This is a genomic window from Phormidesmis priestleyi ULC007 (genome assembly GCF_001895925.1).
GTDB lineage: Bacteria > Cyanobacteriota > Cyanobacteriia > Leptolyngbyales > Leptolyngbyaceae > Phormidesmis_A > Phormidesmis_A priestleyi_A.
In genome coordinates, this window is sequence record NZ_MPPI01000016.1 from 1 (window position 1) to 12,144 (window position 12,144).

Sequence of the window (12,144 nt, forward strand, 5' to 3'; positions counted from 1 at the left end):
TGCTTCGCGGGTCGGGAATCGTTTTTAATTGGTCTATGAGGGACATGGACTGCTACTTTTGTGATGATTGCAGTCCATCCTCATTTTTCTCTCTAGACCTTGAAACCACCCTGCTGATGGAGGGCAACCACGGGGGATTGCCCCTACCCAATCCCTCTACTCTGCAACGCCTAAGATTGTTCGCCTCCGCTTTCTGCAACGGCTTTTAGTTTGCTGTGAAAATCTGACCCATTAGGCGGCGGTGTGAATTGGTGAATGGGGGGCTGTAGCTCTTCGACCTCTACGATCGCCGCCATTAAACTCAAATCCAATGCTTCAAACTCTTCGGTGAGCCGCTTTGAGATATTGAAATTGGCGGCTGTTTGCTCGATCGAGCCATTAACTTCTTCCTCAACTTTTTCAATAAGCGGGTCTGATAATTCTATGTCCTTAAATTCGTTCGCCTCGATCGCGGCAATTTGATCGGAGTTGACTAGCCCTTCAGATCCCAATTCACTCAGCTCGTCTCGTTGAATCTGTTCTGCTAGAGCAGCCCAAGCAGGAATGGGTTCTTCAGCGTTCTCTGGGGTGAGAATGGGTGCTGCCTCGATCGGTTGAGGATTGTTTGACGCGATCGCCAAAACTTGCCTCGGTTTCTGACTCAGATCTCTCGGAAATTTGTTGCAAACCAGCCGCTCAAACTCATAGTTAAAGTGATAGCAAGGCTGGCTGCGGCGCTTCCAGAGCAGCAAAATTTGATCGACCGAAACTGCTTTATAGCGTCCTTGATAAAGTGCTTCGATGACGGCTGATCGAATCCAATTTGCCGAAAAGTCTTTGAGCCAATGCTGGGTAAGCTGGCTGACCGTGCGATCGCCCAAATCAAAACTATAGTGAGTTAGCAGATCGGTGGCATGAACGATCGCGCTTTTTTCGGGTTCTTGAATACTTCTCGCCAGTTCCGTCATAAACGTGAGCCGCAGCAGCAACTCCCTTGATTGGGAATGCACAATAGGTCTGCTTTGAGTTTAGATTAATTTCACAAAACAAGAGCTATTCAGGCGGACGAATCACGCCTCCTTGCACTGGGGTCACGCCACTACCGTTAAAGGGTTCTTCGCCTCCTGTCCAATTAAAGTCGCTGATCCGCAAGCTCACCGAGCCAAGCTGCTGAATGGGGTTATAGCGCAAACCCACGCTATAAGTACGGCGGCTATATTCTAAAATATAGTCGGTGCTGATTTCTCGACCCGTCTGCACGTTATAAACCGTCTGAAAGCCAATGCGGAGCGGCCCATAAAGTTGCTGCGTAATCCCTGCATAAAGAATCTGGTCATCGGCGACCCGATCGAACAAGAAAGGCGACAGACCATCTCGAAGCACCTGCGTATAGGTGAGATTGAACGCGGTGTAGTCTAAAAATGGGCGAGAAAAGTGACCAAACTGTCCAAACAGAGAAACACTGCCGTTCAAATTGTTTTGGTTATCGCCATTGCTATAAGAAGTGCCAACTCCAGTTAAACCGACGGCTGCCGAAACGTAAGGAACCACAGGGTTAGGAGAATAGCGCAGTCCTTCAGTTGGGGTTGCAGGGGCGGGAGTGCCTTGCCACAGCAAAAAGCCGCGACTCAAAGCCGCACTGGCTTGAAACCGCCCCAAACTAACGCGATCGTTGCGACGAATTGGCTCTAAAAGGTCAGCCCGATCGGTATCAGCATTCACAAATTGGTAGCCCACCTGATAGCTGAGGTTAATGCCCGTATTACCGAGTGCGATCGTGGGTGAAAAAAACAGCGCTCCGATGCTGCTTTGAATATTTTGAAAGCCCAGCGAATTATTAAACAAGCGATCGCGATAACTCGCTTCTAAACTTAAGGTGTGGGTTCCGATGAGCTGTTGCGCTCTGACACTCGCCCGCAGATTATTTTCAACTTTGCCGAAATCTAGACTGGTCAGCACCCCAACGGCACGAATTTGGGTTCGAGGAGTGATTTGCGCCACCAATTTACTTCTCAAGCCAAAATTGTCTGGGTCAATCGGGTTGCCGCCGTTGGTGATCGCTCGTTGAATCAGAAATTGCGGAGTGAGCGTAAACTGCACCGGTCCTTGGGGTATGACTTCGATTTCTCGCTCCAGAAACACCCCGCCGCGATCGTCGGTATCAATGCCAAAATTAACCAGAGCGGGCTGGCGCTCATTGCGATCGAAAATGACTCGATTTCGCAATAGCGGCAGTGAAAATCGCTGATCAAACACTAAACGCGGGCGAGTCGCGACCAGTTCGTCCCGCAAGGGCGAGAGACGAGTCAGTTGCGCCCGTTCTGCTCTCACTTCGAGTTCTGGTGGCGAGAAGGGGTCATTGGTGAGGCGAATTTTTTTAGCGCGCCACCCTTCAGGATAAAACTCAATCTCGTCGGCTTCAAACCGCACCCGTCTGACATCTCCTCCCGCCTTCGGCACGACTGCTGCCCCAGCGATGTTGCGCCGCGACCCGATCGTAAAATTGACCCCACCCGGACTAGAAACCTGCTGGGCAGGCTGAACTGCCGTGTTGCGATCGCCGACCGATCTTCCGGGCACGGTGCCTGCGGTGATGTCGGTTGGCAAACTGGGGTTAAAGTCACTGGCGGTGCTGGGCAAAAAGATCTCGCCTGCTGCTTGCTCAATGATGCCTTCTTCTTGAATCAGGTTATAGCGAAATCGCTGACCGCGCAGCACTTGTTGCCCTCGCGTCAGCACCACATTGCCTTCAGCGACGGTGAGCCGATTGAGCAAATTGACTTGAATGCGATCGCCTGTCAGCAATGCGCCTCGAAATTTTAATGAGACGTTGCCCTCGGCGGTAAAGATTTGTCGCTGTGTGTCATAGTCTTGACGATCGGCTTTCAGTTCTAAAAATCCTTCCCTGCCTAATTGATTAACTGGGATATTGGCAGGAGGAACTGAAGTATTCGGTGCAGGTGATGGGGCTGGAGACGGGCTTATCGGCACGTCAGGCTGCGGAACCTGGCTCGGCGGTGGGGGAGTCAGGGGTTGACTCGTAGGGACTTGAGCCGAATTTGATGAATTTGGCGAATTTGATAAATTTGACGAATCGCCCAATTCGCTAAATGCCGCCTCACGCAGAGTTTTTGGAGCGCTTAAATCTGCAAGGGTGGCTTGCGAAACTTCGGGCGGGGCTGGCTTGGCAGATTCTTTGAGGGTCAGTTGAACAGACTCTGTAGAACGGGGAGTGATCACCGTTGGCAGCGTCGGGGAATCAAACCGGGAAGGAGCGGTGATGGACGGTGGTTCGGGTGGCAGAACCGGGAAAGGCATACGCTAAAGCTACTCGATCGAAACGCCTGACAAGCCCCGCACCAGAATCAAAAAGAGGACAGTGATGGACTGCCCTCTGACCTTGCGGGAAAGGTTTGGGGTTATTCCAAATCTCTCCGCTTGGGGTTCCGGGAGGGGTCGCTGGATAAAAATCCAAAGATAAATAGTAGTACAAAGAAGGCAACAACGATATAAACAACGATTTTGAGTGTCACCATGCTGATAACTCCAGAGTGATAAAAGGCGCGAAAAGTTCCGTTAGGGACGGGATCGTCTCTATATATTACCTAAAGAGGGGTTCAATGATTACGAAAGAATGAAGGGGAAGCGTTAAGAACGGCGAGTTAGCAGGTTCCAGAAGGCGGCTAACTGTTTTTCTAGCCAAACAACGCCACTGTCAAGCCATTCTAGAAATTTGGTGAGCGGGGATTTGACATAGCCGATCGGGGTGGCCTGCGTGTCGATATAGTCGGGTCTAGTGGATCGAGGAGATTTCTGAAGGGTTGGAATTGAGTCTCGATCGGTCGAGATAGCAGCCTGAACCTGATCTCTCGACGGGGTTAACGTCTGAGGAGTCGATCGAGTCAGATTACGATGGCTGGGTTTTTGGTGAACAAGGGTCGATCTTGACCGAGCGCGCGAAATTGGCTGAGGTAGAGAACGCTTGACCCAATTTTGCAGCGACTGTCCGATCGTGACTGTTCGTTGAGGCGGGAGTGCAAGCGTTTTGGAGTCTTTCTGAGCAGGCAAATGAGCAAGGGGCGTAAAGGTTTTCTCAATCTGCACGGCTGCCGATTTTCCTTTTAAGTACGAGCGAGGGTTTGCGGCTCCGAGGGTTCCACTACCAAACACCTCTTCAGACGTTAGCCATGAATTGTTTGCTGATGCGATTGAGGTAGTTTGATCATCAAGGCCCGTGTCTAACTGTTTTTTAGGACGCTCTCCAAAAAAATATCGGATAGCTGCCCAAACCAATGATTCCATTTCTCCTAGCGATGGCAGTTGTTGAATCAGCTTTGCCAGATCAGCGACGGTCGGAATGCCAGTAATCAGACCAGACGGGTTAAATTCAGACAGCGTGAGATCAGACGAAAACCAGTCTAGCGGTGCTGGCTCAACGACGAGGGTTGATTCTTGAAAAAGATTTGCCGCGATCGCAATCGGCCCGCTTTGCACCCACGCCATCAGTTGCCGAAAGACCCGCACGGGTGGCAGCAGCGTGGCGCGGTCTTCGGGGGGCTGCAACAGCGTTGGATGGGCTTGAGCGATGTAGTGCCGCCGCCAATATCGCCAATAGTTTGCCATTTCCCAGATGATGCGTTGCTTGAGATGGGTTTGCTGCTCGATCGTCAGAACATCCATCACCTGATTGTCGATCGTGACTAAAACGAGTTTGCCAGTGGGAAGTAGAGAAGCAATGCCCTGAATGGTGACGACAGATCCGGCGACAGATTGAGCGATTGAATCATCAGATTCGAGTTCTGCCAAGTTTGCTGAATTTGCGCCAGCAAGTAGCCAACTATCTTGAATCGCAGTCAACACTCGCTGAATTGGGGTGTCAACAGTGAGCGGTGCCGATGGCGACGAGTTTGATAATTGCGGAATTACTTTACTGAGCCGGAGACGCAAGACCGATCGCTGCACCGTTTGTCTAAGTTTTTGCCCAATCAGCCGAGTCGATTGAAACAAAACATAGACTGGGTAAAGCAAAATTTGCGTTCCCCAAATGGTCGCAACTTTGAGATGGCGCGCTGCCTTTTTAGTCTGGTCAGCTATTTTTTGAGCTTGACGCGAGACAAAATTAAAGAGATGGCTTTGAAAGCGACCAGAGGAAGACATAGACTCAAAGGGGCGGTTTGAACGTCTGTGTAGCGGTTTCAGACTTTGGGCGGTTTGTAGTTTATTGCTGAAAGTCTGTCACTGTTTAGTCTATGCTGTTCGCACCTCTAATGCTATTAAGATAATGAATTCGGCAAACTCTTTTAATCTGCCTGCTGAAAACGATCGTCAACAGATTTCAGAGGGGATTGACCGATTGCGCCAGTTAACACAACTCGATGTGCAAAATGGCTGGCGATCGCATCCCAGCGATCTATCTCAAATCGAATTAGATTGGCAACCCCAGCCGATTTGTAACCTCAACGACAAAGCGCATATTGCCTGGTCAAAGGGCGGTGAGATTTTATGGTTTTATCAGCAATTTGTCTTACCAGAAAGTCTAAAGGGCTATCCGTTAAGGGGTTTGACCTTGCGATTAGCGTTGACTTGGTGGGCAGAGGTTGCCGAGGTTTATGTTAATGGTCAGAAAGTTCAAGAAGGCGATTTATTTGACCATTCAGCCAGAATTCTTCTCAGCCCGTCTGCAAGTTTGGGCGAAATTATTGCCGTGACCATTCGGTTAGTAAGTCCCGGACATGATGATGGAGCATTGGTACGATCGCGCCTCATTTACGAATCGGAGTATGCTGCGATCGATCCAGGTTTTGTCGCTGATGAATTAGCCGTATTGCAAAGTTATCTAGAAGTATTTAAACCAGAAAAATTAGGAGAACTCGCAGCAGCGATTCAGACCATTCAGTGGGAGTTGATTAATCAGCGTGTTCTCTTCGATCGCTCACTGCAAATGCTTCGCGATCGGCTCAAAGGTTTCAGTCCAGATCTTAAACAACACACAATTTATTTAGTCGGTCATGCTCATTTAGATATGGCGTGGCTATGGACGGTTGATGAAACTTGGAAAGCGGCTGAACGCACGTTTAATTCTGTTCTCAACCTTCAAAAAGATTTTCCCGAATTAACTTTTTGTCACTCAACGCCCGCCCTTTATGAATGGATAGAGCAAAACCGCCCGGAACTGTTTGCCCAAATTCAGCAACAAGTACAAGCGGGGGCATGGGAAATCATTGGCGGAATGTGGATTGAGCCAGAGCTAAATTTAATTAGTGGAGAAGCGATCGCGCGTCAGATTCTTTATGGTCAACGCTATTGTCAAGAAAAATTTGGTGACATTAATCGAGTTGCCTGGTTGCCTGATAGTTTTGGGTTTTGTTGGCAGTTACCGCAACTGCTCAAACAAGGCGGAATCGATTATTTTGTGACTCAGAAGTTGTGCTGGAACGATACGACGCAGTTTCCCTACGAGATTTTTGAATGGCGATCGCCCGATGGCACTCAGATTTCTAGTGTGATGTCGGCTCCGATCGGAGAAGGCATCGATCCCCTTAAAATGGCAGCTTACACCTGGGAATGGACGACTAAAACGGGCAAGCTAAATCCGCTTTGGCTGCCAGGTGTAGGCGATCATGGCGGCGGGCCCACTCGCGATATGTTAGAGATTGCGCGACGCTGGCAGACCTCGCCATTTTTCCCAAATTTAGAATTTACGAGCGCGATCGAGTATCTCGACTTAACAGCCACTAACCCACTTCCAATCTGGGATGATGAACTTTATTTAGAATTTCATCGCGGTTGTTACACTACTCATGCTGATCAAAAACAACAAAATCGTGATTGTGAAAAAAACCTCTATCAAGCAGAATTATTTGCATCGTTGGCAACGCTCGTAACAGGACGTTCTTATCCTCAAAAAGCTCTAGAAACAGCGTGGAAAAAAGCACTATTTAATCAATTTCATGACATTCTTCCAGGTTCTTCAATTGCTCAAGTGTTTGTCGATGCCGATCAAGAATGGCAGGAGAGCGATCGTATCTGTTCAAAAGTTATTCAAGAGTCACTGGAAGCGATCGTTCAACAAATTTTATTACCGCCGCCATCCCATGCACAGGCGAAAGCGATCGTCGTCTTTAATCCATCAAATTGGGAACGTTCTTTTATCTGTTCTCAACAGATTGATGGCTGGAAAATTTGTGACTCACAAGAGACTACCATTCCAGCGATTGGATATCGAACCTTCTGGATTATTCCTGATGATAAAGTTAATGAAATTGCAAATTATCTCGAATTAGAGAATCAATTTCTTAAAGTCGTAATTGACCCTCAGACAGGAAATCTATCGAGCATCTTTGATAAAATCAATCGGCGAGAAGTTTTGAGTGCCCCTGGAAACCAGCTTCAAGCCTTTCGCGATGCGGGTCAATATTGGGATGCCTGGAACATCGACCCAGAGTATGCAAAACAGCCGCTATTGCCCGTTGAATGTCTGAAGATTGAAACCTGTGAACGGGGCAGTTTCTCAAATTATCAAATTTGTGTAACTCGCAAAATTGGTGACTCTACATTCAAACAAATCTATCTGCTAGAGCAAGATTCATCGGTTCTGAAAATCAAAAACAAAATCGACTGGCAAGAACGTCATGTCATCGTTAAAGCGGTATTTCCACTTACGATTCATGCTGATTTTGCCACTTATGAAATGCCTTGCGGTGCTATCCAGAGATCGAGCAAACCGATCGCCGAACGCAACCCACGCGAACAAGCTCAATGGGAAGTTCCGGCACTCGGTTGGGCAGATCTCAGCAGCGATGACTATGGTGTCAGCGTCTTAAGCGATTGTAAACACGGCTACGACTGCCAGCAAAATCAAATTCGTCTCACATTATTGCGTGGGTCTGAATTTCCTGATCCAGAAGCCGATCGCGGCGTTCACACTTTCACCTATGCCATTTATCCTCATGCCAAAGACTGGCGATCGGCTCAAACGGTTCGTCAAAGCTGTGAACTAAATCAATCCTTGCGAGTAGTACCTCTCTCTTTTGAGGAACTGCGAAGCGATCGTCCCGATCATCAAAAATTCCTTCCACCCATCAGCTCGTTTCTCGACTTGCAATCAAAAAATCTCATTTTGACTGCATTCAAACAGTCTGAAGACGACCCAGAAAAGTTTGTTTTGCGTTGCTATGAGTGTCATGGAGAATCCGCAGTCTTTAGCTTAAAGAGCGATTTGGATCTGAGGATTAACCACCCTCTCGATTTATTAGAGCGATTTCAGGACGATTCTACCCGTGGTTTGATCGAACCTTGGAAAATCAAAAGCTTCTCAATCTCACAAAACTCCCGATCGGACACAGGAAGCTGAGAAGCCGTTGATGAAGATTCACCGAGATTTACTAATCTTCATGATCTTCAAACGGGTCGTCTAATTCCTTCGCAGGTGGGCCAAACGCCGTGTAGACTGCGTATCCAGTCAAACCGACGATCGTCACCAAGATTGAAATGTTAAGAGCTATTGCAGGTTCCATTTGAGTTTTTAAATGATGAGGTCGTTCCCCTATAATATTACGAAGTATTTACGATTTTTGTCGAGATTATCATAAGGTGAGCTATGGCACAGCGGACGCGGTTGGGTGATGTTTTGAGACCTTTGAACTCCGAATACGGCAAGGTCGTTCCTGGATGGGGCACGACCCCCGTCATGGTAGTGTTCATGGCGCTGTTTTTGGTCTTCTTACTAATCATTCTGCAAATCTATAACTCCTCCCTCATTTTGGATGGGTTCTCTGTAGATTGGAGAAGCTTGGGCAGCTAATTTCAGCTTCTTAAACGTTGAATAGTGCATTCAATTTCCCGGCTCGTCCGGGATTTTTTTGGCGACTGATCGAACGATCGCGAGAGAGCACGACATGTCGTGCCCCTACTACAATGGTGAGAACGTTGCGGGAAACAGGCAAATGAACTTTTTTGGCATTGGTTTACCAGAAATGGTCGTGATCATGGTGGTTGCCCTACTGGTGTTTGGTCCGAAAAAGCTGCCAGAAATTGGGCGCAGTTTAGGAAAAGGAATTCGCAGCTTTCAAGATGCCTCAAAGGAATTTGAAGCAGAATTTAAGCGAGAGGCAGAACAGATTGCAAAAACTCCGAGCCAGCCAATGGAAGCAACTCTAGAGCCGTCTCAGCCAACCCTGGCCCCAGCCGATGAAGTGACTGCTCAACCCTCCGAAGCCGTCGAAAAGGAAGCCTCAACTGGATCATGACTGAAGCAACTCCGCCTAAATTAGTGATTCCTCAGTTGATTGTGGGGCTAGGCAATCCGGGCAGCAACTATGAAAAGACGCGCCACAATGTTGGATTTATGGCGATCGACAAACTAGCAAGAGTTTGGCAAATCTCCTTATCTGAGAATCGCAAATTTCAAGGTATCGTCGGCGAGGGCACCTATTCGGGAGGCAAAATCAGATTGCTGAAGCCGTCAACCTTTATGAACAATTCGGGGCAGTCGATTCGTGCGGTCGTCAATTGGTACAAATTAGCCCCAGAATCGGTGCTGGTGATCTACGACGATATGGATTTGCCTTTGGGAAAAATTCGTCTGCGATTATCGGGGTCGGCAGGGGGACAAAATGGGATGAAATCAGCGATCGCGCACCTCGGCACCCAAACTTTCCCCCGGTTAAGAATTGGCATCGGCAGCCCAAAAACTGCTCCTGGAGATAAAGATGCCGTTTCGCATGTGTTAGGCAGCTTCTCATCTGCTGAAGCAAAATTAATTCCAGACGTGCTCGATCTAACCGTAAGCGCGATCGAACTCAGTCTCAAGCAAGGGGTTGAAAAAGCGATGAGTCTCTACAACAATCGAAGTGTTGAGCAACAAACCGCCTGATATTGTGTCAAAACGTCTTCCCGAAACGACTGCCCACGTCCGCATTACTCGCCAGTCCTGGCAGCAGGGCAGCATTGAAGGCGATGTAAGCGCCAATCAATTTGAGTGGCATTTTCACTGGCAGTTTCGCCAAGGGGAATTGTGCGTTGAACCTTCTCTGGGTCGGGCACTGATCAAAGAGCCGCTGGGACGATTTTTAGAACAGCGAGATTATCAGCTAGAACCAGGCGGAGATTATTCATTTACGATTCGGGCAGAGCTTTAAACATTTTTCTAGCTAACCAATCGTTCTAAATATCGTTCGATTAACAAAATCGCTACGATGTCATCGATCGCCCGTGGAGGCGTTCTCATTCCTTGCGGGATCAGGCGAGTTAGCCCTTTGGGAGGATACATTTGCCAATAGCGATCGCGCGCCTCTAAGCTGCTGTGTCGTTCATCAACGCTCACCACCCGCAGGGGGTCAGCTAACGCTTTTTCAAGGGATTGCTTCCAAGATTTAGACGCAGTTTGATCGCCCATCACTACCAGCGATATGGGAAACTGCTGGCGCAGCGTTTGAATCGTCGCGATCGTCGCCTCTGCGGTCACAACCTGGTGATAATACAACCGACGATCGACCCCCATCACCGCCAAACCGCACTTGTGACTCCCCGGATCAAACCCTAAAATCACTGGCTGATCAAGAAAGGTGGCATCTGCAATCATCGATCTCCTCTCCCGTGCGTCTCATTGCCCACCCTATCATTCTCACCCTTCAAGAAGTTCTCAATACCACTTGTCCATTCTGCACTGCCACTAGCTCGATTTTGAGCGGCCCGACCGTAGAAGTGACTTCTGAAGCCACAACCCGAACCTCAACCGGAGTCTGAAACTGGCGCAGGTTTTCGGCAAAACTCGTCCAAGACTGCAACGACTGCACCCCTTCAATCTGCACTGAATCGCTGAGCACGCCAGCCCGACGGGCCCGAAACCTAGACGCGTCAATCAATTGACTGATGCTTTGACTTAGCTCTGCGTTAGAGAGTTTTGCAGGCTCGATCGACTTGGCTGCGATCACGTCTCCCGCTAAAAATAGCACCTGATTGCGGACTGCATCGGCGAAGATGGCGATCGGCGTTTTTTCGCCCTTAACATAGTTTGCGGCAGACAGAATTCGCACGACATAATCTTGACCATCGTCAATCTGCTCGGTCAGTTGTTGAACTTCGGGTTTGGTGATTTGCACAATCTGATCGGTGGGTTTTGCTCCGATCGGCTGCACTCGTTGCAGAGCCACTCGATTAGCTTCTCGCAAGAGTTGATCGACCGCTTGACTGGCTACCTGTGGGTTGACAATTCTGACGACCGCAGATGCTAACACTTGGTTGCGCTCAACACCAAGAATGCCTAGGCGCACTAATCGAGCTTCTTCGTCCGATCGCTGCACTTCTTGCGCCAAAAAAGCTCGCTGATCTTCAAGTGCTTTCAGTCGCTGCTCTCGCTGGGCAATCACCGTGTCGCGGTCAGCAATATCAAGATCGCGCTGCTTAATCAACTGAGTGCGTTTTGTGATTTCAGCATCTCGTTGAGCAATCTGCGCCTGCACTTGGTTGCGCTCGGCTACTAAAACTTGTCGTTCTGATTGCAGTTGATTAATCTCTGACCGCAGGCTGGTGGCCTGTTGAGAAACGGTACTCAGTTGAAGGCGCACACGATCGCGTTGAGCTTCTGCCAATTGCAGTTGAGCGTCGGTTCTGGCCTGGCGATCGGTGGCCTGCTTTAAATATTGATTGGTGCGATTTAGCTGTGCCTCAACTCTGGACTGTTCTGATTTTGTTTTGCTCAGTTCGGCTTCAACCTGACCTTTTTGCTGAGTTGTGTTTTCTAATTCTTGAGTTGTTTTGCTGAGGGTGGCTCGAAATCCTGAGATCTTTTTTTGAAGTTGCCCTAGCTGCAAGATGCCAATTCTGAGTTGTTCACTGGTCGCCAGCAAGATGCCTAGCGTTGAGGCAGAAATCAGCGTCCCGGTGAGAATGGTGACTAAGACCGCCGTGCGACGCGGGCGCATGTTGAATAAACTGAGACGGGCTTTGCCCACGCGGGTGCCAATGCGATCGCCAACCGTCGCAATCACGCCTCCCAAAATTAGCACCGCAAAAATTAAGATGTACCCGGACATCGACTCTCCAAAACACCAGTTTTGAGGGTTGGCAATTAAACATTACCGTCAACCTCAATCAAAAAGTCTGCCAGAAGTCTTGCGCCTGCACGTCAAGATTATCGTGGTTAAGACCCAGCCTATATTATGC

12 protein-coding genes are annotated in these 12,144 nt (G+C 48.8%); 5 read left to right on the forward strand and 7 right to left on the reverse strand.

What is annotated here, in order from left to right; translation table 11 throughout:
* Positions 1-170: 170 nt before the first annotated feature.
* The 4 genes from BRW63_RS14835 to BRW63_RS14850 form a co-directional block, all read right to left on the reverse strand.
* Positions 171-989, reverse strand: a complete 819-nt coding sequence (locus BRW63_RS14835; protein WP_143162055.1) for a hypothetical protein — start codon at positions 987-989, stop codon at positions 171-173.
* 43 nt (positions 990-1,032) lie between these two features.
* Positions 1,033-3,297 carry a DUF3769 domain-containing protein gene (locus tag BRW63_RS14840; RefSeq protein WP_073072395.1) on the reverse strand — a complete coding sequence of 755 codons (2,265 nt, stop codon included), beginning with the start codon at positions 3,295-3,297 and terminating at the stop codon, positions 1,033-1,035.
* Positions 3,298-3,398: 101 nt separating this feature from the next.
* Complete coding sequence (locus BRW63_RS14845) at positions 3,399-3,515, reverse strand: photosystem II reaction center protein I (protein WP_073072397.1); 117 nt, start codon at positions 3,513-3,515, stop codon at positions 3,399-3,401.
* Positions 3,516-3,627: 112 nt separating this feature from the next.
* Positions 3,628-5,136: a hypothetical protein gene (locus BRW63_RS14850; RefSeq protein ID WP_073072399.1), complete on the reverse strand. Its 1,509-nt coding sequence runs from the start codon at positions 5,134-5,136 to the stop codon at positions 3,628-3,630.
* Between the two features lie 124 nt (positions 5,137-5,260).
* On the opposite strand from BRW63_RS14850, the gene BRW63_RS14855 reads away from it, so the two are divergent.
* Positions 5,261-8,332, forward strand: a complete 3,072-nt coding sequence (locus BRW63_RS14855; RefSeq protein WP_073072401.1) for an alpha-mannosidase — start codon at positions 5,261-5,263, stop codon at positions 8,330-8,332.
* A 31-nt stretch (positions 8,333-8,363) separates the two neighbouring features.
* Here the strand turns inward: BRW63_RS14855 and psbN are convergent, their stop codons facing one another.
* Positions 8,364-8,495, reverse strand: coding sequence for a photosystem II reaction center protein PsbN (gene psbN / locus BRW63_RS14860; protein WP_073072402.1), 132 nt, complete (start codon positions 8,493-8,495; stop codon positions 8,364-8,366).
* A gap of 83 nt (positions 8,496-8,578) precedes the next feature.
* On the opposite strand from psbN, the gene psbH reads away from it, so the two are divergent.
* From psbH to BRW63_RS14880, 4 genes are all read left to right on the forward strand, one after another.
* On the forward strand, positions 8,579-8,782 hold the full coding sequence (psbH, locus tag BRW63_RS14865; protein ID WP_073072404.1) for a photosystem II reaction center phosphoprotein PsbH: 204 nt from the start codon (positions 8,579-8,581) through the stop codon (positions 8,780-8,782).
* Between the two features lie 142 nt (positions 8,783-8,924).
* Positions 8,925-9,227 (forward strand): TatA/E family twin arginine-targeting protein translocase, encoded by a 303-nt coding sequence (locus tag BRW63_RS14870; protein WP_073072406.1) that lies wholly within the window; start codon positions 8,925-8,927, stop codon positions 9,225-9,227.
* Entirely contained in the window at positions 9,224-9,853 is a 630-nt protein-coding gene (gene pth, locus BRW63_RS14875) for an aminoacyl-tRNA hydrolase (protein WP_073072408.1), read from the forward strand. The genes BRW63_RS14870 and pth overlap by 4 nt, the downstream gene beginning before the upstream one ends.
* A 4-nt stretch (positions 9,854-9,857) precedes the next feature.
* On the forward strand, positions 9,858-10,118 hold the full coding sequence (locus tag BRW63_RS14880; protein ID WP_397428394.1) for a DUF3146 family protein: 261 nt from the start codon (positions 9,858-9,860) through the stop codon (positions 10,116-10,118).
* A gap of 8 nt (positions 10,119-10,126) precedes the next feature.
* Here BRW63_RS14880 and BRW63_RS14885 read toward each other — a convergent pair whose 3' ends face one another.
* Together BRW63_RS14885 and BRW63_RS14890 are read right to left on the reverse strand one after the other, a co-directional pair.
* Positions 10,127-10,561, reverse strand: coding sequence for a RuvC family protein (locus BRW63_RS14885; protein ID WP_073072409.1), 435 nt, complete (start codon positions 10,559-10,561; stop codon positions 10,127-10,129).
* A 49-nt stretch (positions 10,562-10,610) separates the two neighbouring features.
* Positions 10,611-12,014: a DUF3084 domain-containing protein gene (locus BRW63_RS14890; protein ID WP_073072411.1), complete on the reverse strand. Its 1,404-nt coding sequence runs from the start codon at positions 12,012-12,014 to the stop codon at positions 10,611-10,613.
* Positions 12,015-12,144 lie beyond the last annotated feature (130 nt).